Below are 25,215 nucleotides of genomic sequence, written 5' to 3'. Positions count from 1 at the left end.
CTTAATTGCTTAACTGATTTTTACTAAACTTTAATGTTACTGATGTGCCTTTGTCTGCTTCCGAATTAATGAGCAGTGATGCGTTGATCCGTTTTGCGCGGGCATTAATGTTATTGATCCCCCGGCCGCGATGAGCTGCGCTGCTATCAAACCCTTTACCATCATCGGTAACCCGGAGTGCTATCGCGCTTTTATCGCTCTGATCAAGCTCAAAAACTACCTGTCCGGCATCGGCATGTTTAAGGATGTTATTTAATAGCTCCTTAAATATCATGGTGATGTTACGGCTGTATTCCATAGGCAGTTTTACCAGCTGGATATCTTCATCAACGGCAGCAAACTCAAAATCAACCGGTACATCATGAAAAACCTCTATCCCTATCTCGCGGATATGGTTCAGGGTTTCATATAAGTTATCACTTTTAGGGTCGAGCGCCCACAGGATATCCTTTGTACCGTTGTATAGTGATGCCGCGTTTTGCTTGATCTGATCCACGATTCCACGCTGATCCGCCTGCTCCTTATCTATTTTGGCATTCAGTATTTCTGATAAGACGGTGATGCGGGTTAATTTGTTACCCAGATCGTCATGAAAATCTTCGGCTGTTTGCTGGCGGATCTTTAACTTCTCTTCCCGCTTCATGGCTTCAATTGCCTTTTGACGTTTTATTTTACGCTGATGCACTAAATTTTGCACTCCGAAACCAAGAAACACCAACAGTAAAATGGCCAGCAACCTGAAGGTAAATGTTTGATAAAACGGAGGAATAATTACAAAACTGAAACTTGCCATTTTGCGTGATACCTGCCCGTCGGGGCTTATGGCTTTTACCTTGAAAGTATATGTACCAGGCGGCAGCGAAGGATAATTGACCACATTATTGCGCATGGGCGAACTAAAAGCACTATCCAGCCCAACCAGCTTATACTGGTAAGATACCGCGTCAGGATTTTTGAGGTAAACACCAAGAAAAGATATCGACAAATGATTTTGATTATGTTTAAGCTCAGCCCAGTCATTAAGGTCGATAGAAGAGCGTTTTTCGCCATCCTCCTTCATCAACTGTACCGATTTGATGAACACATGCGGCGGCGGCGAGGGAACCATTTTTGTCATGGTATTATACACCATAACAGCCTTGGTGGTACTGATCCAAACCTCGTGTCCGCGGTGCATAATGGCATTCTGGTTGGCCTCTACCACCGGTTCCTTTGAGCCTATGTTATCAATTACCCAAAAAGTTTTCTTTGCAGGGTCGTATTGCATCCGGTTAATTCCCCTGCCGGTACCCATCCAAAGGCGGCCACGTTCATCAGCAGCAAGGCTGTAAATACTATTGGCTTTGAGCCCGTCATCAACATTATAAATATTTACCGCCCCGGTTGTCATATCCCAGGTGTATAAACCGCTATCATCTGTACCAACCAGTAGCAGATCGCGATATCGGATCATGCTGTAAACCGCAGTAGCCGGAAATGATTTAAGTTTAAACCCCGGAACTATTTTTTTATTTACGGCCAGCATAACACCGTTTTGGGTGCCTATCAAAAGAGAATCGCGCCCCAGGCTAAGCATTGCGGACGAATAAGGGGGAATACCTTCCAATTGTTTCAGCTCGCCGTTTTGGTAATAGAAACAGCCCATTGACGTGCCCAGCCATATAGTACCACTGTCATCGGCAGTAATAAAATTACAGGCAAAAGATGAACTGTTTTTTATCTGTCTGAAACCCTTTTTATCATACTGCCATAAACCTGTTTGCCCGGTACCAATCCAAACGGTGCCGTTTTTATCCATATATAAACTCTGCACCCCCTTTAAATATGGCGAACCGGTTGGTACGGGCACTTCACTGGTCCTTTTTCCATCATATCGCAAAATGCCACCACCATCAATCCCCATTAAAACATTTTTGTTCCAGTCTTCAGTTACCGACATTACGATTTTTGATTCGGGAATACCTTGTGTGCGGTCAAAAACGGTATATCTGTCGCCTTCGCAGCGGTAAAGGCCATTGCCAAGGCTGCCCAGCCACAGGTTTTTATCTGCATCAAAATAAATATCAGGGACAGAGTTATCGGTAAGTCCATTTGATGAGTTATAGTGGATCACACCATCACTCATAATACAATAGGCTCCATTATCGGTACCCAGCCAAATATTGGCATCAGCGTCCTGTTCAATGCACAATAACTGACCTTTTATTTTTCCCGTAATATTTTTTATATCCAGTGGTTTAGCCATACCATTCCTGGCACATAACAAACCCGAGCGGGTTAGAAGATAAGTTTTGCTTTTATCAAAACGGTCGAAAAAAATCCTTTTGATAATTTGCTCACTATATTGGGAATCAATATCAATTACATGTTCCCATTTTTGTCCTTTAAGGCGATAAATACCTTTTTTGTAAACAGACACATATAACAAACCTGCACTATTAACAGCCAAACTGGTGATAAAAATATCAGGATCATCATTAATAGGGACATGCTGCATCTTATCATTTTTTACCCTGAACAGCATCCCGGCAGCTGTAACCCAGATAGTTCCCTCTCCATCCTGGGTTATGTTGCCTACAAAAGAGCGTTTAACCGGTATATCTGGTTTATACTTCACAATCCGGCCATTATAGAGCCTTGCAAGCCCATTCATGGTACCAAACCAGGTACAGCCCCCTTTATCCGAAAAAATGGTTGCAACATAGTTATCAGGTAAACCTGTTAAGCGGGTATAAGCCGTAAAATCCTTTCCATCAAAACGGCAGGCCCCGCCAAAGGTACCTATCCAAAGGCGATGATCGGTATCCATGGAAAGCTTGTTTATTTGCGACTGGATGAGCCCATCCTCAATATCATAGTGCGCAAAAATGTATTTCTGTGCATGGACCTGGCTTGTAAACAACAGCATACCTGCCAGGAAACACAAAATCAGAAAAACGGGGAAACGCGATAGCTTATTCAATTAAAAACGTAAATTAAATTACCTGTATGGGGGTACAATTAAAAAGTTAAATTAAAGCTAATTAAAATAAAAAAAATCACCCCAATAGGGTGATTAATTATTATCAGTTACGGGAGTAAATTTTAATTTTTGGCTACAACAGAATTGCCATTGTTTAAAGGCGTTTTTATGTCCTCAAACATTTTGCAAACCTGTGTAATTTTCCAGTCGTGCCGGTCATTTTTCTCGATGATGAGGTAATCATGCTGCGTGCAGTTTTCGTAGTTAAAATCAACCCGTGCAATTACCATGGCATCGCTTTTGGCAAGCACTTCGTAATTCGACTGGCAATTTTGCTGGGTCCCGGCATCCTTTTTCATCATGCTTACCAGGTCGTCTTTTTCCTGTACAAGTACCTTTTCACCACGGGGTAACTTTAATACGGAATTATCGCTCATTATTGATTTTAATTTTTTAAAGTTGGAGGTCATGTGGCTGTCAATGAAATCGCGGATCACGCTGGCGTATCCTGTTTCGGCGGCCGGACGGCCATACATGGTGCTGGCAGATAATAACCCTACTATGCATGCCAATAAAAATTTATTTTTCATTTGTGATATTTTTTTGATCAAATGTGGGCAGGCTTTGATCAAAAAAATATGCCTATCACACCAAGCAACCCGGCCATACAGCAGGCTGGTGCCTTTCGCCTATAAAGGTCATTTTTTGCACTTTTTGAGCAGATCTGCAATTAATCTGAAAATCTGTTCAGATAATTCTTTAATTATCAATAAACCATAGCAGAACCTGTCCTGCATATTTAAATCTGTACGAAAATATTTTTATTTTTGAGAGCATCTTTCACCGATTAAAACCACGCCATAACTTGGAACCGACTGAAAACTTTTTCCGAAGCATTATTGAGGCCTCGCCTTTTCCGGTGTATATGTGTATGGGGCCGGATAAGCTCATTGCCATAGCCAATGATGCTACCTTGAAAGCATGGGGAAAAGACAAATCGATAATTGGGAAACCATTTGACGAGGCACTGCCCGACCTTCAGGGCCAGCCGTTCAGCAGCCTCATAAGCGAAGTATACCGTACCGGCGAAACTTATCACGGCAACAATGCACCTGCCGAGTTTATAATTAACGGCAAACGGCAAATTAATTATTACAAGTTTACTTACCAGGCTGTACGTAACTCGCGCGGTAAAATAGTTGGCGTTATTTGTTTCTCGACCGACGTTACCGAAATTGAGCATGCCCGACAGGCGATGGAAGAGAGCAGGCATACTTTGTATAACATGGTGAGGCAAGCCCCCGTGGGCATTTGCATTATAAACAGCGATAACCTGGTAATTGAAGTAGTGAATGACTCGTATCTTGAGCTAGTAGGCCGTAAACGTGCAGAAATGGAAAACCGGGGCGTTTGGGAAGCCATCCCTGAAACGGCCGAATTGTATGCCCCCGTAATGGATAATGTTATTGAAACAGGGCAACCGATTACCGCCAAGGAGCATAAATTGCTGCTTGTACGCAATGGCGTACCCGAAATGGTATTTATTGATTTTGTTTATGAACCTGTTAAAGGGTTTGACGGGGAGATAAGCGCCATCATGGTAATTGCCATTGATGTAACTGAAAAAGTTTTTGCACGCCGCAAAATTGAGGAAGCCGAAGAAAGAGCCAGGCTGGCCGTTGAAGCTGCCGAAATAGGCACCTTTGATCTTGACTTGGTTACCGACGAGATACTTACATCTGAAAGGTTTAACATTATTTTTGGAGTTGGGCGTGATGCCCCCCGCGATTTATTTTTGAAAGCACTGCATCCCGACGATGTGGAATTACGCAATAATGCCCATAAAACAGCTCTTACTACCGGAAAACTGTTTTATGAAGCGAGGATCATCTGGCCAAACGGCTCTATACGCTGGATCAGGACGCAGGGTAAGGTTTATTATGGCTCTGTAAACAAACCGTTGCGTATACTGGGCACCTTGCTTGATATTACCGAGTTTAAACATTTGCAGCAGCAAAAAGACGATTTTATCAGCGTTGCCAGCCATGAGCTAAAAACGCCAATGACATCGATCAAAGCATCGATGCAATTGCTGGACAGGTTGATCAAGGTTGATCCCTCATCTGATAAGATCCCCCAGTTTATTAGCCGCGGCAATAGCAGCCTGAATAAAATGCAGCAACTGGTTGATAGCTTGCTTAATGTTTCAAAAATTACTGCGGGGCAGCTTGCACTTCATAAAACACGTTTTTTGGCAGCCCAAATGATCAATGAATGCTGCGACCACGTGAGGCTTGCAGGTACACATGAACTTGAGCTTACAGGCGACACCGATCTGGAGCTATACGCCGACAGGCAACGGATAGACCAGGTTGTTGTTAATTTTGTAAACAATGCGGTTAAATATGCACCCGACAGCAACCGGATTGTCATCAATATCAGTAAACAGGACAACATGGCCAAAATATCGGTACAGGATTTTGGCCGGGGGATCCCACCGGAGAATATCCCGCATTTATTTGAACGCTACTACCGGGTTGATACCTCGGGTATTCAATACTCAGGGCTTGGACTTGGCTTGTATATCAGCGCGGAGATCATTGAGCTTCACGGCGGCGAAATGGGGGTTGAAAGCGAAGTAGATAAAGGCAGTACCTTTTGGTTTACGATACCGTTAAATTGAAATTTAAATCCCGATTGAAAATAGTAAAACCCATAATCATCGTTTTATTGTTTTGCCTGCTCACTGTTTTTACACAAATTGGTGGGTTGGTTTATCTCATTTCAATTAGCCTGCACAAACTAATCAACAAAATAGTAAATAATAAATATTACCGCCAAATTACCAAAGCTGTAGTTTTTATAGTGTTATATTGCCTTACCACTTTTTTAATTGTACCTCCGCTTGCCAGGCTTTCGGGCAGAGTACCGCTCCCCTTCTCCCAAATCAATCATATAAAGCCGCTAAACCGGCTAACCTGCCTGTTCAACCGTAATTATGTTCGCCCGCAACTTAAGCAGGCTGCATTTGCCGTAGCCGCCGAAATGAACGATAAGTATCCGGGAAGTACCCTGAATTATCTTGACGCGAGTTTTCCGTTCATTAATGGGTTTCCGCTTATGCCCCACTTGAGTCATAACGATGGTAAAAAACTCGATCTCGCATTTTTTTATATTGATAACAAAACAGGCTTAGAAACCGATAAAGCCCCTTCGCCAATCGGATACGGAATTAGTGAAGAGCCGCGCGCCGGTGAAATCAACACAACACAGGCCTGCCTGATAAAGGGTTATTGGCAGTACAGCTTTTTGACTAAAATTGTTCCCCAGGGCAATAAAGTTAATTTTACTTTAGACAGTTTACGAACAAAGGTACTTGTAACCCTCTTTGCATCGCAAAATGTCATCAATAAAATATTTATCGAACCTCATTTAAAAAAACGCCTGGGCATCAAAACACCCAAACTACGATTTCACGGATGCCGCGCAGTAAGGCATGACGACCATATTCATGTACAACTATAATTAAAAGCATTTATTAATTTTCAACAAACGGATTATAGCAGATTTCCCAGCAATTCCCTTCAGGATCGGCAATAAATCCGGCATACCCGCCCCAGAAAGTTTCGGCCGGATGCTTCAGGATTTGTACTTCTGCCAGCCTCAATTGGGCTATTTTGGCGTCAACATCAGCTTTTGAAGCCAGATTTATAGTAAGATAAAAACGATTGCTTCCAGCATTATTGCTTATATTTGTGTACTCTGAAAAAAGCAACTCATTGCATAGGGTAAGCACCAAATTATCAAGCTTTAACATTATTACCTTTTCGTTTTCGGCAAGCATCTGCCATCCGAATTTGCCGGTATAAAATGCCTTGACCGCGTCAAGATCTTTAACTGCAAGAGTAATGGCGGTTACATGGGCCTGCATTGTATATTTTTTTATTAGATCCTATCCAATCATGAAATCAGGGTTCCTGGCTGATTTTATTTCACACTCAAATTTAATCGCCAGTTAATACAGCCGGGGTAAATTGAGCTAACCAAATATATAAACATGCAGATCAATTATTTCGTAGTAGCCGTTGTGATAACCCTGTTAATAGCATTAATGATATGGATAGTAAAAACTAACCGTAAAGACGAAAAAGACTTTGAAAGGCAGATCATTGACCGGGAACTTAAACCAAGGGAACACCCCAAACCTCAAAAAGCCCATAAAGCCATGTGATCGGGTAAAACCCGCTATCAACTCGCGTAGTTTCACGTATCATTTTGTACGATCCTTTTTTTTAAATTTAACAACCCAACCTAATATCTATCTCATGGCAGCAGATAAAACTTCAGATCAGCAAGTATTTTATGTAGGACTTTGTATGGCCGGCGCCGTATCTGCCGGAGCCTATACAGCAGGCGTTATTGATTACCTGCTTCAGGCATTAGCAGAATGGGAAAAGCATCGCAATGAACCCGGTGTCCCATCGCACAGGGTGCAGATCCCGGTAATGGGCGGCGCGTCGGCAGGCGGTATGACCAGTATCATGGCCGCATCCTCCCTTAACAACCCGATAACCCATATCGACAAGCCATCAGGAGATCTTTTAACCGAACATCCCGAAAACAAGCTCTACCACTCCTGGGTTGACCTTGTGCAGGCTGATATGTTCACAAAAATGCTGGATACCAGCGACATCAAAAGCTCGGGTGTAATATCGGCACTTAATTCTGATTTTATTAATGATGTTGCCAAACGCGTAGTTGCTGCCGATCCAAAACAATGGCAGCCGCTGCCCGCTTATATTAAACCCGGTTTAAAGATCTTTACCACGCTTACAAACCTGCAGGGCTACGCCTACAATGTTCCGTTTAATTCGTCATCGCCGCAGCGTACCAAATATAACATGCGCATCCATAATGATTACGCATGCTTTGAACTTACAGAAAACGCCATTGCCGGGCATAATAACGGCTGGATGCCGCTTGACCTGAAAAATAATATTAATACGGATATAGCCGCCGACGCTGCAATGGCCACCGGCGCCTTTCCGGTTGGATTGCAATCAAGGATAGTTAAACGCGATGCCCAATATGTTAACAATAACCCATGGTTAAGCAATTACCTGGTTAATACCCCTATTGATGCCGGTGCATACCAAACTCTCAACGTTGATGGAGGCATGATCAATAACGAACCTTTTGATAAAGTCAGAAGTGTTTTGGACGATCTTACCGGTCAGCCCGATGTGGACTACAACAACTTTAACAAGTTTGTTTCAACTGTGCTGATGATTGAACCTTTCCCTACCCAGGCGCCCACGCCAATTTCACAGTCAAGGTCTATATCAAACGTAGTAGGTTTAACGTTGTCATCTATGCTATCGCAAATGCGCTCAAAGGCTGTTAATATTAAAGATGCGATGGACGAAGATTGCGCGGGCCAATACCTAATCACACCATCACGAAGGGTAGATACGCCAGATGGTAAATCGACAGATTTAACCGGCGAACAAGCCATAGCCTGCGGTGCTTTAAGTGGGTTTAGCGGATTTTTAAATAAAGAATTTCGGGTGCATGATTTCTTTTTGGGCCGCCACAATTGTAAGATATTTTTACGCGATTACTTTACCATACCAGCCAAAGCACTTACTACCAACCCTATTTTTAAAGATGGCTATGCTAATGCCGACAAAGCCAAATTTAAATCAACCCAAAGTGATAGTTACCAGATCATCCCTGTATTTGAAGAAGATATCAAATTCCCGGATATTAAATTTAGTTCGGGCAACAACTGGCCCACTATTAAAGAACAGGATATAGACCGTTTTAGTGATGGATTAAAAAATCGAGCTCAAACCATTATGCTCAATGTAGCAGATTTAGGGTGGCTTACCAAAAGTCTGTTGTGGATAGGCGCTAAGGTGATCCTCAATAAAATGGTAACCAATAAAATTATGGTGGTGATAAAAGGCGAACTAAAAACCTGGAAGCTACTGCCGTAAGCAGCACATGAAATTAAACTTACTAAAATCCAGACTTACGAAGTTTTAAAAACTTCGTAAGTCTTTAATAGCTTTCTCATTTGAGCTTTAAATAGCTTTAAATACGACTATCCCGTTATGCCCGCCAAAGCCAAAAGTATTGCTCATGGCTACTTTCACTTTATGGTCGATGGCATCTTTCAATACAAACTTCAAATTATCCGGAATAGCAGGGTCTAAAGTTGTGGTATTGATTGTTGGCGGGATTATTTGATTTTCAATTGATTTTATAGCAGCTATGGCTTCAATAGCACCGGCGGCACCAAGCAGGTGACCAGTCATTGATTTGGTTGAACCGATGATGGTGTTTGTTTCTTTACCTTTTGTAACAGCAAGCAAAGCGTTAATTTCAGATAAGTCGCCAACCGGCGTTGATGTGGCGTGCATATTCAGGTAATCTACATCCTCAATGCTTAAACCCGATTCGGTCAATGCCTGCTGCATGGCACGGGCAGCACCTAATCCTTCCGGATGAGTGGCTGTCATGTGGTATGCATCAGCAGTCATAGATGCCCCGGTCACCTCTGCGTAAATATGTGCGCCGCGGGCAACTGCATGATCATAGTCTTCAAGTACCAAGGCACCGGCGCCTTCACCCATAACAAAACCATCACGATCAATATCAAATGGCCGTGAAGCATGCTGCGGATCGTTATTGCGGCCCGACATCGCTTTCATTGAGCTGAAACCTCCAATGGAAGCAGGCGTAATAGGCGCTTCTGAACCGCCAGTAACAATAATTTTAGCCTTACCTAAACGGATGTAGTTAAAGGCATCCATAATAGCGGTGTTGGACGTAGCACAGGCCGAAACCGTGGTATAATTGATCCCCATAAAACCGTTACGGATAGAGATCATGCCCGAAGCCATGTTTGAAATAAACTTCGGCACAAAGAAAGGGCTAAACCTTGGCTGTCCGTTACCTTTGGCGTATTCAGTTACCTGTTCCTCAAAAGTCTCCATACCGCCCTGCCCGCTGCCCCAAATTATGCCAATATCAAACGGATCCATTTTACTCAAATCAAAGCCTGAATCCTTAATCGCTTCATCAGCTGCAACAAGCGCATACTGGGTGAAGGTATCGGTACGTTTTAATTCTGCTTTATCCAGGTGATCTGTGATATTGAAATCCTTCAGTTCGCAGGCAAATTGCGTACGGAACAATGATGCATCAAACCGGGTGATGGTTGCAGCGCCGCTTTTACCGGCAATTAAATTTTGCCAATAAGTTTCTACATTATTTCCAAGCGGTGTTAAAGCGCCCAGACCTGTTATAACTACTCTGTTTAACATGATGGTTTTATTAAAATCGGCGCAAAGATATAAATATATACCACTTGGTATTTTGATAATTCAACATGTACTGGTTTTACATGCTGAAAATTACCGGGTTATGGCATGACCAAAAGTTAAAACAGTTCAAAAACTATCATGGTTAAATCAAGGAAAGAGATTCGATTATTTTCCAAAAATCTTATTTAGTTCCGAATAAGGAACAGCATCATTTATAAAACCATACCTTCCCTGTGAAAGCTCAACAGCGGCCCGCTGAAAAGCGCCCAAAGCAGCCCTTGCCAATGCCGAACCAAGACTTACCCTTTTTACACCCAGGTCGGCAAGTTCATTGAAGCTAATATCAAAACCTGCTGCGCCAAGTACAATATTCACGGGCTTAGGCGCAACGGCCTTTACTACTTCGCTTATTTGTTCCCTCGTTTTGAGGCCCGGCGCAAAAAGCACATCGGCACCTACATCGGCATAAGCAACAAGGCGTTTTATGGTGTCCTGCAGGTCTATTTTCCCGTGGATCATATTTTCGGCCCGGGCAGTCAGTGTAAAATGAAAAGGCAGGCTGCGCGCGGCTTCAACAGCAGCCTTTATCCGCGCAACCGAAAGGTCAAAATTGTAAATGGGATCTTTATCATTCCCCGTAGCATCTTCTATCGAACCGCCAACCAGTCCCACTCCCGCTGCTGCTAAAATAGTTTCGGCACAAATCTCCGGCGTATCGCCAAAACCATTCTCCAAATCGGCGGCTACCGGTAAATGGGTTGCGTTAATAATAGCGTGGGCATTATCCAGTGTTTCACTGCGGCTGATCAGGGCATAACCATCCGGCCGGCCCAGTGCATAAGCCAACCCGGCACTGGTAGTAGTAAACGCTTCAAAACCTAAACCGGTTAAAATTTTGGCAGAACCAGCGTCCCAGGGGTTGGGGATAATGAATAAATCATCGCGCTCATGCAGTGCTTTAAAAACTTCGGCTTTTTGATATTGGGAATTGTTTATTGCTGATGACATTTGAAGGTAGATTAGTGTTTATCGAAATTAAGCAAAAGTTAACCTGCAGTCACGAGTCTTAGGTCAGAAATTTGCTTTTTGACTTAAGACTTACGACTTCTAACTTCCGACTTAATATCCATATTATTGCAACAGCAATAGTTATGAAACAAAAAGTAGATATTGAAAACTGGATCAGGAAAGAGCATTACAACTTTTTTAAACAGTTTGAGGAGCCCTATTATGGCGTAAACGTAAACGTTGATGTAACAGCCGCCTATAAGTTTGTGAAGGATAACGGGATCTCATTTTTCCTTTACACCATGTACCAGTCTTTAGCGGCATCGCAAATTATTGAGCCTTTCAAATATCGTATGGAGGGCAATGATGTTTTTATTTATGACCGGATTGATGCCAGCTCAACCGTTCCGCGGGCTAATGGCACATTTGGCTTTGGTGAATGGCCTTTTCATCCCTTGTTCGAAGATTTTGCCCGCGATGCAAATAAAGAAATTGAACGCGTGCAAAGTAACAACCTACTTGAACGCAAAGCTTTAAACAATGTGATCCGTTTTTCTTCGCTACCCTGGATCAATTTTACCTCACTGTCGCATGCGCGCATGTTTTCATTTATGGACAGCTGCCCCAAGGTTTCGTTTGGTAAAATGACCGAACATCATGGTAAGCGCACCATGCCGGTATCCGTCCATGTAAATCACGCGTTGATTGATGGCATCCACGTGGGCCAGTATATAGATTGTTACCAGGAGCTGCTGAACAAAGGATTTTAGGCTGCCGTAAAACGCGCAGACGTTGCGTACCTCAGGCACGCTAAAACCCTTTAATAATTGTTCTACAACCCTTTAGCACCTCTGGTGCTATCTTTCCATCTATTGATTTACAAGATAAAAAGTTTAACTTTTTTTAAACACATTCTCCTTAACCATAAACAACGGCAGCGAGCCATGATCAAGCACGCGCGAATGGAAATCCCTGATGTTAAATTGCGCACCCTGCTTTTGCTGCAATTCCTCTTTCCAATGCAGTATTTGTAATGCGCCATACTTGTAGGTAACTACCTGTGCCGGCCAGCGGCGCATGCGGGCAATTTCGCGCATGGCAATATCATCCTGTCCCCGGATGTTCTTTTTCCAAAATGCCAGCGCCTGTTCATCTGTCCAGCCGTAATAATTAAGCGCTACATCCAAGGGTACACGTACCGACCGTACAATGTCCCACTCCCATTTACCCAGCTCATCATAAGGCGTTTGGTATACGCCAAGTTGTTTGCCCAACTCTTCGGTATATGCCGCCCAACCCTCAGCAAAGCCCATATAATAAAACAACTGCTGCACTGCCGACGTTTTGGTTTGCGCCTCCATACCCGCCTGGTAATGGTGGCCGGGAACTCCCTCGTGCATAAAAAGCCAGTCGACCTGCCGCTTATTGTATGGGGTATCAAAAAGGTTATAATAAAACACATTACTATCGTAATAGCCGGGTGTTTGTGCCAGTTGCCTGCTTTCGCCTTTTACAATTTTTAGCAGGGTTATGTTGGTATTACTAAACAGTTTGGGCATGTTGGCATAAATGACCGCTTTGGTATTTTCGAAGGCTTGCTGTACTGCCTTCGGGTCACTGATAAAAAAGGAAGGATCATTGAGGTGTTTATAAAAATCATCTTCATTTAACCCGGTTTGCAGGCGGATAGCTTCAATATGCTTTTGAATGCGGGCCACTTCGGTAAGGCCAAACTGATAGATCTCATCAGGAGTGGCGCTGGCACTGGTCCAGCGTTTAAGCAGGTAGGCATACCAGGCTTTTCCGTTAGGGAGGTTGATAATACCATTGGTAGGAACAGCCGCCGGTTTGTTTTTTAACCAATCCTGTTCAAGGGCAATCCGCTCTAAATTGAGGCCTGTTTCATAACTGATCAGCTGATAATCTACTTTTTCCGATTCGCTGAGCTGATCTGCCTTAAAAGCCGATAAGCCGGTTTTAACTTTTGTAAAAAAGTCCAGTTGCTTTTGCACATCGGCGGCTGTGCCAATATGCTCTAAGCCACTTACGTAGCTTAACTCCAATTGTGGTAAATGCAAGCCATTGTAGCCAGCTACAAAATCTTTGCTAAAGGCATCAAACGTTTGCTGACCAAAAGCAAAAGAAGAAGTTAAAATCAAAAACAAAAAAACAAGAGGTCGCCTCATAACAACAGAGTGGTTAACAAACCTAAATATTTGCTTTGATTAATTTATGCAAAAACAAATCTCCTGTTAACCATTATCAGCAATCCAAAAGCATTTTTGCTTATGTTGATTGGATGTAGCTGTGCAATTGCTCAATAGTTTCCCTTTGCGAATGGATAGTTTCGTACACCACATCACTCATTGAAATAATACCGCATAACTGATCGGCCACATCAAACACCGGTAAATACCTGATATTATTTTCGCTCATGATCAGCATGCATTCGTCAACTGATGATTCGGGGGTGATCCTCGGGAAATTGGTACTTATGATCTCGCCGGCGGTGGTTTCGTCGGAGTGTTTACCCATTAAAATGATTTTACGGGAGTAATCTCTCTCTGTCATCAGGCCCATATACCTGCCATTTTCGGTTACCACTACCGAGCCGATGTTTTTTTCGGCCATCAGTTTCAACACGTTAAACACGGTGGTATCGGCAGGTACTGCAGTAACGTTGTTCCCCTTACGGGCCAGGATATGCTTTACACTTTTCATAAATACTCAGGTTAATTTGGTAAATTCAAGATACGAATAAGTAACAGAAAAACAATGGATTGTGGAAAACAAAATCTATTCAGGCTAAAAAAACCGTTCGGCTATGCAGTTAAACCAATCCTTATATTGTAACAAAACGGGTGTCCCAATTTTTTGATTCCCGAAAAAAAATTAAAAAAACGCCGGCTGTCTTTTTTGCAGAAAAATAAATGTTCCATTTTTTGAACCTTGAAACGCGGGACAGCATAAAAATGAAACAAATTGATAATCAATCAATTAACCCATTCAATAAAACACATTCAACTAACTGATAATCAGTAAATAAAACTAATAAGAATAAAACAATACGCGTTTTACAGAAGATTTGACGCCATGTTTATTCAACCTGTTTTTTTGTTTTTATCGTAATTTTTTGAATAAGTTACCCCAATAATAAAAGGCGCTGACAAAATAGCTTCACCAACAATCTCGATTTATTTTATTAAAAAAGCCCCCCGGTAATTAAACCGAAGGGCTACCAACCTATATAAAAACAAACCTATTGTTTTCTCTTTCCCCAAATGGCGGTGCCATGATTATCCAACCCTGTGAATATCAGGGTTGATGGTATTTTGTTTTCCCAGTCGCGCTCACGTTCAACTTTTAGCTTGTAAGTATCGCCGTTGCTGTATTTAAGCTCAAGCCATGGAGCGGTAAATGTCCATTTATCAGCCGCGTTACCATCAATAGTACCGGCAGCGTCCAGTTTAAAGGTTGTTGAAACCTGGAAGTCCGGATTGGTTTGCTCGGTACCATAACCCGGTACAACATGATAATTCAGCGTAATTTTTTCATAGGTCCCTGCCACATCGGTCGCAGCTATAGTTGTTTGAGCAACATTGGCATAGCGCTCAGGCGATACTATTGGCCAGCCGTCGGTTGTCCATGATATTTTACGAACGTGCAGGTCCATAAAGTAGGAGTTAATACCCGGCCTGCCCTGGTGCGCCATGTAATATTGCCCGCTACCGTTGTCAAACACCGCGCAATGCCCTGTGCCCTGCCAGCCGCTTTGGTTGCTGAACTGGTATGGCGCAAGGATCATGGGGCCATGATCCTCATCGGTATTGATGTCATGCCCGTTATAATCATAAAACGGACCGGTCGGACTATCGCCCCGCCCTACCCTAACATTATACTTGGTTTGCAGCCAGTCATAACTGATAAACAGGAAATACTTTTTCAGATCGGAGTTGTAGATCACTTCCGCGCCTTCAATGTTACCATTGTATTTGCCGCCGGTAAAACCGCGGTTAGCTATGCGCTTGCCCTTATCGCCCGAACTGGCCGCCAGGCCGGTTGAAGAATCAAGTTTAAGGATATAGATCCCGTCCCAGGCCGAGCCGTAGTACATGTACTGCTCGCCGGTGGTTGTAGTTATTACAGTTGGGTCGATAGCGTTTGTTTGGATACTGGCATCATTGGCTGATGTTACAACGAGGCCTTTCTCCGTCCAGGGGCCGTCAGGCGATGAAGCCGTCGCCATACCGATAACACTCAGGCGTGCTACAGGCGATGAAAGCGAATAATACAATCTGTACTCTGAACCCACCTTCATTACGTAAGGTGCCCATAAGGCGTTGTAAGGCGTACCGCCTTTACCCGTAATATAGGCAGATCCCTGCGCCGGCAATGACGAAAATACCCAACCCACATACTCCCACTGCACCAAATCCTTCGACCTGCGGATTTGCAGGCCCGGCCTTACATCAGTACCAAAAGCTACATCGGTACTATAGCAATAATAATAATCACCAAACTTTTTAATGGATGGGTCATGCACGTTATACACTGTCCACTTAGGATAATAGGTAAATGCCGCAATATCCGCATAAGTATCACTGATACTGTTGATATCAAACGCTGTTGTTACCGGTGGAGTTGTGGTAGTATCCGTTTTAGTTGGCGCAGGTGTTTCCTTTTTTGAGCAGGAAAACAGCACTGTTGTCAATGCGGTTATTAAATATAGATTTTTCGCTGTATTCATCGTCTTAGTCATCTCTTTCACTTAATTTTTTATTCCCTCCCGCGGGAGGGGTGTGGTGGACTGTGAAGTGGCAGGGAGGGGTTTATACAAGCAGAATATTTGCCATGATTCATAAACCCCTTCCTCCTCCTTCCACAGGGAAGGAATCACACCTACCCCCACCCTTTTTTCCTAATACCCCGTATTTTGTACCAAACCAACATTGGTTTGCACTTCGCTCAGCGGTATCGGCAAATACTCTTTACCTGCGGTATAGGTATTAAATTCCGGATCGCGGGACTTTAGCCAGGCCAGTTTAGTTGCATCCTGTAACCAGCCCCAGCGACGGATATCATCAAAGCGGTGACCTTCCAACGAAAATTCAAGGAAACGTTCGTGACCTATCTGATCGCGCATCTCAGCCTGGCTCATGCCCGGTTTTACCGTAGCTAAGTTTGGCAAACCAACACGGCTGCGTACCCGCTGGATGTATTGATAAGCATCATTTGTCTGGCCCAATTCGTTCAAACACTCAGCGTACATCAGCAGTACATCAGCATAACGCATCAATCTTTCGTTGATACCTGATCTCCAGTCATACTCATCAGCCTGGCCGCTGTCGCCGTTTTCATACTTATGGCAAAACAGGGCATTTAATGAGGAGCTGCCGGCATAGCGGGCGGCAAAATCCTGGTTATATAATTTTTCGCCGGGTTTGTTGTAATACATGGTTACATCCAAACGTGGGTCGACACCGCCACTGGTTGTTTTTTCCTGCAGATATTCATTGTATAATGCAGGCGTTGGCTGCACATCTGTAAAACCAAAACTCGCTGCGCCAAAGGTGATGGCACGGGCAGATGTACGGCCCCACCCTGATGACGGATCGCCACCCCAGCCCAGATCAGTACCACCAGCATCCCTTGAAAACTGAACCTCAAAAATTGATTCGGCGTTATTTTCATTGTTCGCAAAAAAGTTATCGTAGTAATTAGGCACAAGGCTGTAAAGCCCCATATCAATTACCGATTTAAACTCGGCAGCAGCCTCAGCATATTTTTTTGTAAACAGGTACGTTTTACCCAAATAAGCGGCAGCAGCTCCTTTTGTAGCGCGACCAATCTGTCCATCGGGCGATAAGCCGCTGTAAGTTGTTGGCAGCATGCCTTCGGCAGCCTTAAAATCGCTGATCACCTGCGCCCAAACTACATCCTGTGGCTGTTGTTTTTGGAAATAATCGGCACTTGAGCCGGCAGGAATCAACGGCATAGGCACGTTTTTATAAAAATCGGCCAGGTGAAAATAGTACAGGCCACGCAGAAAATAGGCCTGACCCAATACACGTTTTTTTAGTTCGGCATCCATATTAATGGCGGGTACATATTTCAGCACTTCGTTTGCGCGTAAAATACCCTGGTAATAGGCTGTCCATGAAAACAGTACGCCCGCGCCACTGCTTTGCATATTGAACTTACCCATGTTATAGATCTGGTCCCATGGACTGTAGCTCGTAGCATCATCGCCCCTGGTGTTTTCCACTATCGGCGAAAAACGCATGTATGAACCATCAATAATTAAACTGCCATATACCGCATTTATCCCTTTTACAGCATCATCAGAAGTTTGCCAAAACGTTTGGGTTGTTTGCGCGTTAGGGTTTACAGTATTTAAATCACTTTTTTTACACCCCATTGCAAAAGCCGACAGTACTAAACCAGTAACTATGGCCTTTTTAAATATATTTTTCATTATACTAATGTTTAATGTTTATCAATAATTATAAGCCTATCTGTAAACCAACCAGCAAAGTGCGCGGATTAGGGAACGAACCATAATCAAAACCGCGGTTAATTGTACCATCATTAATAAAATCAGGATCGTAACCTTTGTATTTGGTTATTGTGTAAAGATTTTGCCCTGACAAATAGACCCTTACGCTCCTGAATATGTGTGTGCGGTTTAATAAAGCAGCAGGCAACGTATAACCTAATTGTGCAGTTTGCAGGCGGGCATATGAGGCACTTTGAATGAACCTATCCGAATTGCGACCATTCGCGTTCGGATCGCCGATAATTGGCCTTGGCACATTAGTATTGGTATTGGATGGTGTCCAGTAATTTAATTCATCAGTACTTTGATTGCCATACTGACCGGTCATTAAAGCCTGATAAACACCATTGGCAATTTTGCTGCCGTAATTACCCTGTATAAATATTGACGCATCAATGTTTTTATAGTTGGCGCTAAAATTGAATCCATAGTAAAGTTTTGGAATTGCAGAGCCCAGATAAACACGGTCATCATCATTGATAATACCGTTATGGTCGGTATCAACAAACTTAACATCGCCGGGAGCGGCACCTGTTTGAGTAGCATGGGCGGCCACTTCGGCAGCATTTTTAAAAATGCCTTCGGTTTTAAAAGCATATAGCTCACCAACTTCGCCGCCTACTGCTGTTTTGCTGTACGCACCATATATCGGGTTACCGCCATTGCCTAATGATGTCACCTTATTCTTAACGGTTGAAGCATTTGCGCTAATGGTGTAATTGAACGGACCGGTATCCCTGCTGCGATAAGTTACCGTAAACTCGATACCTTTATTGGTAAAAGAGGCAGCATTAACCAGCGGCGTATTAATTGCCCCTACCGAAGGCGGAATAGGCACCCCTAACAATACACCGGTAATTTTATTGATATAATATTCTGATGAAAATGCAAGCTGGTCATGAAACAAGCTTAAATCAAGGCCGATGTTGGTTGTTTTTTTACCTTCCCATTTATTGGTTTGGTCAAACACCTGGGTTTGGGTTGTTCCTGTAGCAAGTGTATTACCAAACACATAGCTTGCATTTCCATTTACAATGGTTTGGTAAGGATATGGATTAGATAAAGCGTTTATGTTACCCAATATTCCGTACCCGGCTTTAAGTTTTAACTGCGTAATAGCCTCTGGCAGGTGTATAAATTTTTCTTTATTGATGTTCCAACCGATTGATGCTCCCGGAAAATTCCCATAACGATGCTGTTGAGTAAGTTGGGAGCTACCGTCTCGCCTATAGTTAAAGGTTAACAGATACCTGTCATCATAATTGTAATTGATACGTGCAAATATCGGCGAATAAAATTTGGTAATAAAGCTGTTGCTGTAAGCTGTTTTATTAGCCGGGTTACTTACGTTGTCAAGTGAGAATAAATAAGGCTGGGGCAAGTTTAATGCTACACCTGTTAAATTGCTGGTAGCATTTTTCTGATACGCGGTACCTGCCAAAATCTCAAAATTATGCTTTTTAACATTCAGTTTATAGCTCAGCGTGTTTTCTATCAATTGGGTATAATAGTTGCCCCTGGCATCACTGTAATAAGCAGTTGTATTAGGATAAAACCAGCCCAAATCATAAATAGGATCAAAATAAGTGTTTCTAAAATCGTTGCGATCGTAACTTCCGCTGATGCGGTATTTTAGGTTCTTAAGTATATCTACCTCCATCCAGGCCGATGCCATCATACGGTTACGCTGACCTGTGCTGTTCAATAAATTATTGACACCTATAATATTGAGCGAGATAGCCCTTTGCGTATTTTGATCAACGCCCCCGTAGCCGCCAACGCGGTTAGGATCATAAATAGGCATGGTTGGGATAGCGGTAACCAGGTCAACTATCTGGTTACCTGTACCGTGCAGATGCGGATATGCCAGGTTATTATAATCACCTTCGGTATAGGCAAACTTAGTACCGAAAGATACGATACCTTTTTTGCCTTGAATATTGCCGCTTAGGTTATACCGGGTATATGAAGGGCCTGATACGGTTGTACCGGTTTGGTTAAAATAATCAAAAGCAACGTTATAGCTCATATTATCATTACCGCCTGATAAACCAAGGTCATGGCTTTGCGTATAGCCGGTTCTGAAACCTGACTTTTGCCAGTCGGTATTTACATTACTAATAAATTTGCTCGATGATGGGTCATTACCCGGCGCTAAAGATAAACCCGCGTTGGTTTCAGCGGCATTGACAATTTTCTGGTAACCTACCCTATCAGTAACGGATAACGTTTTAGGGTTTTTCTGAAAGCCTGCATAACCGTTGTAGTTGATCTTCATCGGACCATTTTTGCCCCGTTTGGTGGTGATGATAACTACACCATTAGCACCACGAAACCCATAAATTGCGCCCGCAGATGCATCTTTAATCACTTGCAAACTTTCAATATCAGTATTCGGGAAGTCAAAAGGCTCAAATGTTGGCACACCGTCAATTATAAACAACGGGTTATTGCTATTTAATGAGCTTACACCACGGATGCGGATAGAAACACCTTCGCCCGGAACACCAGATCCATTTACCTGTACACCGGCTACCTGCCCCTGTAACGCTCTTGCAACATCGGGTGTTACCCGCTTGTTGGCATCCTTAAGGTTAACCACAGTAACAGAACCTGTAAGGTTTTCCTTTTTCTGTGTGCCGTATCCAACCACTATTACTTCGTTTAAAGAGTTGGATGCTGCTTTTAACTGTACATTGATCAACGAGTTGCCGGTAACTGTTATTTCCTGCGACACATAGCCAACAAACGAAAAAACAAGTACTACACCACCTGTATTATTATCGGGAATATTTAAGGTATAACGCCCCTGCAAATCGGTTTGGGCGCTTACATTGGCGCCCTTTATCCTTACGGTAACACCAGGCATGGGCAGGTCGGCCTCGTCGGTCACTTTACCGCTCACAGTGCCCGGGGCCATTGCCTTTCCCTTTTCTGTAAGTATAACCAGGTTATTATCACCCAGCGTATAACTCAGGTTGGTATTGTTAAGTACAATTTTCATCACCTCTTCAAGCGATGCATCTTTTGTATTTAAACTGGCGGGCATATCGTTTTTCAACAACATATCGTCGTTATACAAAAAGCGATAGTCAGACTTTTTTTCGATTTCCTTTAACGCCTTTTTCAGGGGCATGTTTTGGAAATTAACATTGATGCGGGTCTGACCATATCCCTTTGAAAACGCCTGCAACGATGAGGCGAGTACCAGGATACAGATAAATTTAAACATAAGAAGTACTTTCAAAAATTGGTTCAGCCGCAATGGGTTAATGCGGTGTGCATTTTTTTTCATAATTTAGCATTAAGGTTATTTTAACTATTTGGTTTATAGAAGGACTGGTAGTTAACTTGTACCACATTATAATGGGGGGATGCGGGAACATCTTCCCATTTTTTATGGTTTAAGATTTGATACTCATTTACGCATAGGCTCTTTCATAAAGGTTTATTAATTAATAAATTACAATTTGGTTAGTGTCAATTTTATAACGAAACGCCGCCGTTTTCTGCAGGCTCAATAAAGCCTTGTTAATCGATTCTTTTTGAAATTTCCCCGTAAAGCGCAGTTTTTTTACATCCTCATTTTCAAAAACGATGTTCACATTATATCTGCGCTCCATTTTTTGGGCGATGTTTTCAAAGTCTTCAGCGTCAAAGGCCAGTTTATTTTCAAGCCATAAGGCTTCTGATGGCAAAGTGTCCTTTTTGGCCTGGTGGATACGGCTCAGTGCTATAAGCGGAGTTTCTTCAGCTATCTTATACGTTGGGGTATTACTTTTAAGTTGTAGTTCCTGGTTGTTGATCACCGTAATTTTTTCTGATGGGTTAAGGATGATCTTTTTTTCGGGATTTTTTAAAACGGTAAGTTCAATTTTACCGCGAATGAGTGCGGCTTCGGATGTTTTATCATTATTATATGAACGCACATTGAATTTAGTACCTAATACCCTGATGCTGATGGTTGTGGTAGTAACTACAAAAGGGTGCTGCGGATCTTTAACAACATCAAAAAAAGCCTCACCTACCAGGGATACTTTTCTTTCCTCGGTACCAAAATCATTATTATAAGTAAGCTTGCTGCCCATATTGAGCCAAACACGGCTGCCATCGGGCAATTGAATTTTACTGATCCCGTTTTTAGGAGCAGTTATTTCGTTGGACTTTCCCGGCACCATGGTTTCTTTACGGGTAAACCAGAAAACACCCAACATTAAACAGGCCGCGGCCAGCAATGAGCCCAGTTTAATGATCCTGGCTTTTTTCTTTTTGGTTTGAACAGCTATAACCTGCGCAGCCTCTTCAGCTTCCTTTTCTTCAACAGCATCAAGTTCGGCGTCAAAAGCAGCCCACTTGCTTAGCAGTTTTTCATCCTCGGCAATTTGCTGATCATTTTTCCAGATTTCCTCCAGCTCATCCATCGGGTACATAACGGTATCCCCCTGTTGCTGTAACAGTTGCTCAAGTTCAAGTAACTCTTCGGGCGAAGCTTCACCATTTAACTTTTTACCAATAAGTATCCAGATGTTATTAATCATTATTTACGGCTCTATATATAAAGACTGTAAATAATCGGGATACCCCAGTGTAGAATTAAATATTTTTTGAAATTTTTTCGGGGCTAACTGTGCCAGGCAATTTTTGGGCATCCTTTAGCCCCAGCACAAGCGTTTTCAGGGCGTTGCCCATGTGGTACTCAACAGTTTTTATGGAGATATCGAGTAAATCGGCTACTTCACGATATTTCAGGCCGTCTTCCTTTATCAACTTAAAAACAAGGCGGCATTGATCGGATAGTTTGCTCAATGTAGTATTGATCAGTTTGGTAAGGTCCTCGCAAACCAGTTTGTCCTCCCCTGTTGCGCTTGAATCGGCAACATCTGCATGCACATCATCAATATTCACACTTTTAAGCTGATTTTTGGCAAGACAGGTAAGCGATTTGTTTTTAACCGATGTGTAGCAGTAATAAGTAAAGTTATTGATTTCAGGCAGTGAGGCGCGGCGTGTCCACAGATTCATAAAAACGTCGTTGGTGATCTCTTCAGCCAGTTCATCCTGTTTAACCAGCGATTTTGCGAGGCTAAACAATTTACCATAGTAAAATAAGTACAGCCTTTTAAAGGAAGCCCTGCTGCTGTTTAAAGCAATGTCATTAAGCAAGTACCTAATCTCGGTGTCCAGCATCTCCTTATCGGTTGTAATTACTTATATCAAAACCCGGTACGGGTTAAGTATGGTTTAAATTAATATAATTGGCTTCATTAAAGCGAGGTTATCACGCTAATGAAAATCTAAGGTATAATATTTATTTTAATTGTTCAAAAAACAATTAAAATATTTTTAGTAAAAAATCAAATACCCAAAAAACACCCTCCTAAATTATTCTACAAAAGATAACTAACGGAAGCATCTGTTAAGAATTCAACTTTAAAATTAGTTAATCTTCTCGCTCTTTCAAGGCATATTAACCTATAAATAAAGTGTCATTTAAACAATAATTAATATAAAGCCGGAATAGATTTTGCAAAAACTTACAACAAAAAAGCCCCGGCTTTCGGCGGGGCCTCGTTTTTTAGCTATAAGTCTTTAGTCAGGCTTTTCTTTTCTGTACTTTTAACTGAAGACTTAAGGCTCAGAACTTGACACTAATACGCCAATATATTATTGATCAACTTCAACTCCTCATCGCTAAATGAAATATTGGCTAAACAACCGATAGAATCAGTTACCTGTTCGGGCTTGCTTGCACCAATCAATACCGAGGTAATGCGTTTATCTTTCAAAATCCATGATAATGCCATTTGCGCCAGGTTTTGACCACGCTGCAATGCAATTTCATTCAGCTTTGCTGCTTTGGCTATATTTTGTTCGGTTATAGCATCTTCATCAATAGCACCATTACCACGATGAGCTGCAGCCCGCGAGCCTTCGGGGATACCTTTCAGGTATTTATTGGTTAATAAACCCTGGGCCAGTGGCGAAAATGGAATACAGCCAACACCTTTATCTTCCAGCACATCAAGCAAACCACCTTCAACCCACCTGTCGAACATGGAATATTTAGGCTGATGGATGAGGCAAGGTGTACCAAGTTCTTTCAACACCGCGATGGCTTTTTCTGTTTCAGAAGCGCTATAGCTTGAGATCCCAACATATAAAGCTTTGCCCTGGCGTACTATCAGATCCAACGCGCCCATAGTTTCTTCGATGGGAGTTTCAGGGTCAGGACGGTGATGATAGAAAATATCTACATAATCAAGCCCCATACGTTTAAGGCTTTGATCTAAACTGGCTACCAAATATTTTTTTGAGCCCCAGTCGCCATACGGGCCTTCCCACATACCCCATCCGGCTTTGCTTGAAATGATAAGCTCGTCGCGGTAGTTTTTAAAATCATCTTTAAAAATACGGCCAAAACTTTCCTCGGCCGAGCCCGGCGGCGGGCCGTAGTTGTTGGCCAGGTCAAAATGGGTGATGCCTTTATCAAAGGCTAAACGTAAAATGTTACGGGCATTTTCCAGGCTATCGATACCGCCGAAGTTATGCCACAAGCCAAGCGATACCGCCGGCAGCTTTAAACCGCTGTTACCACAACGGCGATATTCCATGCTTTGGTAACGGTTTACATCAGGTAGATAAGTCATATCTTAAATAATTAGTAAAGTCCAAAGTTGGCTTATCTGCCACAAAAAATCCATTGAACTGGGACAAGAAATAAAAATATTTACAGGCGCATATTTGTGGGTATCCCCCGCTCCGCGCTTATATTTGAGCCATGTTTCAAAACATCAATGATTACGCGGCACGGTCAGTTAGTTTAACTGCAGAGGAAACAGCCCTTTTTAATGAGATATTGGAATATCGGAAGATCCCTAAAAAAACCCGCCTACTTACTGCCGGCGACATCTGTGATTTTGAAGCCTACATAAACAAAGGCTGCATCCGCGAATACATCATTGACGAGAACGGCGCAGAAGTGACCCTGCAATTTGCCGTTGAAGACTGGTGGGTAAGCGACCTGGCCAGTTTCCAGGATCAAAGCCCCTGTACTATGTACATTGAAACCCTGGAAGATTGTGAGCTGCTCATCCTCACCCGCGACTCAAAAGAACGCCTGCTTACCGAGGTGCCTAAACTGGAGCGCATGTTCAGGCTCATGCTGCAAAGGCACCTTACCGTGGTTCAAAAGCGATTGTTTAAAACCATCTCCACTACCGCTATGGAAAAATACCTGGAGTTTATTAATCGCTACCCTGGCATTCCGCAAAGGGTGCCACAACATTATATAGCCTCGTATTTGGGGATCTCGCCCGAGTTTTTGAGCAAACTGAGGGCGAGGAGTTTGAAAAAATAGA

General features: G+C 42.8%; 19 protein-coding genes. 6 read left to right on the top strand and 13 right to left on the bottom strand.

The features are described 5' to 3' along the window. Position 1: 1 nt before the first annotated feature. Both FHW88_RS04720 and FHW88_RS04715 read right to left on the bottom strand, forming a co-directional pair. Positions 2-2,962: a two-component regulator propeller domain-containing protein gene (locus FHW88_RS04720; protein ID WP_176623531.1), complete on the bottom strand. Its 2,961-nt coding sequence runs from the start codon at positions 2,960-2,962 to the stop codon at positions 2-4. A 122-nt stretch (positions 2,963-3,084) separates the two neighbouring features. After that, positions 3,085-3,552, bottom strand: coding sequence for a nuclear transport factor 2 family protein (locus tag FHW88_RS04715; protein ID WP_139159908.1), 468 nt, complete (start codon positions 3,550-3,552; stop codon positions 3,085-3,087). Positions 3,553-3,827: 275 nt separating this feature from the next. Here FHW88_RS04715 and FHW88_RS04710 point away from each other — a divergent pair, with 275 nt between their 5' ends. Both FHW88_RS04710 and FHW88_RS04705 read left to right on the top strand, forming a co-directional pair. Beyond that, complete coding sequence (locus FHW88_RS04710) at positions 3,828-5,645, top strand: ATP-binding protein (protein ID WP_176623528.1); 1,818 nt, start codon at positions 3,828-3,830, stop codon at positions 5,643-5,645. Positions 5,646-5,659: 14 nt separating this feature from the next. After that, positions 5,660-6,487: a hypothetical protein gene (locus FHW88_RS04705; protein ID WP_176623527.1), complete on the top strand. Its 828-nt coding sequence runs from the start codon at positions 5,660-5,662 to the stop codon at positions 6,485-6,487. 13 nt (positions 6,488-6,500) lie between these two features. On the opposite strand, the gene FHW88_RS04700 is transcribed toward FHW88_RS04705, so the two are convergent. Next, positions 6,501-6,893, bottom strand: coding sequence for a VOC family protein (locus tag FHW88_RS04700; RefSeq protein WP_176623525.1), 393 nt, complete (start codon positions 6,891-6,893; stop codon positions 6,501-6,503). 126 nt (positions 6,894-7,019) lie between these two features. Between FHW88_RS04700 and FHW88_RS04695 the strand changes: the two genes are divergently transcribed. Together FHW88_RS04695 and FHW88_RS04690 are read left to right on the top strand one after the other, a co-directional pair. Further along, positions 7,020-7,193 (top strand): hypothetical protein, encoded by a 174-nt coding sequence (locus FHW88_RS04695; RefSeq protein WP_176623523.1) that lies wholly within the window; start codon positions 7,020-7,022, stop codon positions 7,191-7,193. Between the two features lie 94 nt (positions 7,194-7,287). After that, positions 7,288-8,961 carry a patatin-like phospholipase family protein gene (locus FHW88_RS04690; RefSeq protein WP_090524090.1) on the top strand — a complete coding sequence of 558 codons (1,674 nt, stop codon included), beginning with the start codon at positions 7,288-7,290 and terminating at the stop codon, positions 8,959-8,961. An 87-nt stretch (positions 8,962-9,048) separates the two neighbouring features. Here FHW88_RS04690 and fabF read toward each other — a convergent pair whose 3' ends face one another. Beyond that, entirely contained in the window at positions 9,049-10,293 is a 1,245-nt protein-coding gene (fabF, locus tag FHW88_RS04685) for a beta-ketoacyl-ACP synthase II (RefSeq protein WP_176623521.1), read from the bottom strand. 165 nt (positions 10,294-10,458) lie between these two features. After that, the gene (locus FHW88_RS04680; RefSeq protein ID WP_176623519.1) at positions 10,459-11,301 is read right to left on the bottom strand and encodes an oxaloacetate decarboxylase; all 843 of its coding nucleotides are present in this window, start codon (positions 11,299-11,301) and stop codon (positions 10,459-10,461) included. Positions 11,302-11,444: 143 nt separating this feature from the next. On the opposite strand from FHW88_RS04680, the gene FHW88_RS04675 reads away from it, so the two are divergent. Continuing rightward, on the top strand, positions 11,445-12,071 hold the full coding sequence (locus FHW88_RS04675; RefSeq protein WP_176623517.1) for a CatA-like O-acetyltransferase: 627 nt from the start codon (positions 11,445-11,447) through the stop codon (positions 12,069-12,071). 123 nt (positions 12,072-12,194) lie between these two features. Here FHW88_RS04675 and FHW88_RS04670 read toward each other — a convergent pair whose 3' ends face one another. The 8 genes from FHW88_RS04670 to mgrA form a co-directional block, all read right to left on the bottom strand. Continuing rightward, positions 12,195-13,487, bottom strand: a complete 1,293-nt coding sequence (locus tag FHW88_RS04670) for a DUF885 domain-containing protein (RefSeq protein WP_176623515.1) — start codon at positions 13,485-13,487, stop codon at positions 12,195-12,197. A gap of 100 nt (positions 13,488-13,587) precedes the next feature. Beyond that, the gene (locus FHW88_RS04665) at positions 13,588-14,022 is read right to left on the bottom strand and encodes a CBS domain-containing protein (RefSeq protein ID WP_090524079.1); all 435 of its coding nucleotides are present in this window, start codon (positions 14,020-14,022) and stop codon (positions 13,588-13,590) included. Between the two features lie 538 nt (positions 14,023-14,560). Then, on the bottom strand, positions 14,561-16,048 hold the full coding sequence (locus tag FHW88_RS04660; RefSeq protein WP_218117128.1) for an arabinan endo-1,5-alpha-L-arabinosidase: 1,488 nt from the start codon (positions 16,046-16,048) through the stop codon (positions 14,561-14,563). Between the two features lie 171 nt (positions 16,049-16,219). Continuing rightward, positions 16,220-17,776 carry a RagB/SusD family nutrient uptake outer membrane protein gene (locus FHW88_RS04655; RefSeq protein WP_176623511.1) on the bottom strand — a complete coding sequence of 519 codons (1,557 nt, stop codon included), beginning with the start codon at positions 17,774-17,776 and terminating at the stop codon, positions 16,220-16,222. A gap of 28 nt (positions 17,777-17,804) precedes the next feature. Beyond that, positions 17,805-21,152, bottom strand: coding sequence for a TonB-dependent receptor (locus tag FHW88_RS04650; RefSeq protein ID WP_176623509.1), 3,348 nt, complete (start codon positions 21,150-21,152; stop codon positions 17,805-17,807). A gap of 160 nt (positions 21,153-21,312) precedes the next feature. Further along, entirely contained in the window at positions 21,313-22,395 is a 1,083-nt protein-coding gene (locus tag FHW88_RS04645; protein WP_176623507.1) for a FecR family protein, read from the bottom strand. A gap of 55 nt (positions 22,396-22,450) precedes the next feature. Further along, positions 22,451-23,044 carry an RNA polymerase sigma-70 factor gene (locus FHW88_RS04640; RefSeq protein WP_176623505.1) on the bottom strand — a complete coding sequence of 198 codons (594 nt, stop codon included), beginning with the start codon at positions 23,042-23,044 and terminating at the stop codon, positions 22,451-22,453. Positions 23,045-23,505: 461 nt separating this feature from the next. Then, entirely contained in the window at positions 23,506-24,504 is a 999-nt protein-coding gene (mgrA, locus tag FHW88_RS04635) for an L-glyceraldehyde 3-phosphate reductase (RefSeq protein WP_176623503.1), read from the bottom strand. A gap of 131 nt (positions 24,505-24,635) precedes the next feature. Here mgrA and FHW88_RS04630 point away from each other — a divergent pair, with 131 nt between their 5' ends. Continuing rightward, positions 24,636-25,214 (top strand): Crp/Fnr family transcriptional regulator, encoded by a 579-nt coding sequence (locus FHW88_RS04630; RefSeq protein WP_176623501.1) that lies wholly within the window; start codon positions 24,636-24,638, stop codon positions 25,212-25,214. The last annotated feature ends 1 nt before the right edge of the window (position 25,215 follow it).

It is taken from the genome of Mucilaginibacter sp. SG538B, from assembly GCF_013376065.1.
Taxonomy (GTDB): domain Bacteria; phylum Bacteroidota; class Bacteroidia; order Sphingobacteriales; family Sphingobacteriaceae; genus Mucilaginibacter; species Mucilaginibacter rubeus.
This window is presented reverse-complemented; position numbering and strand designations above follow the sequence as displayed.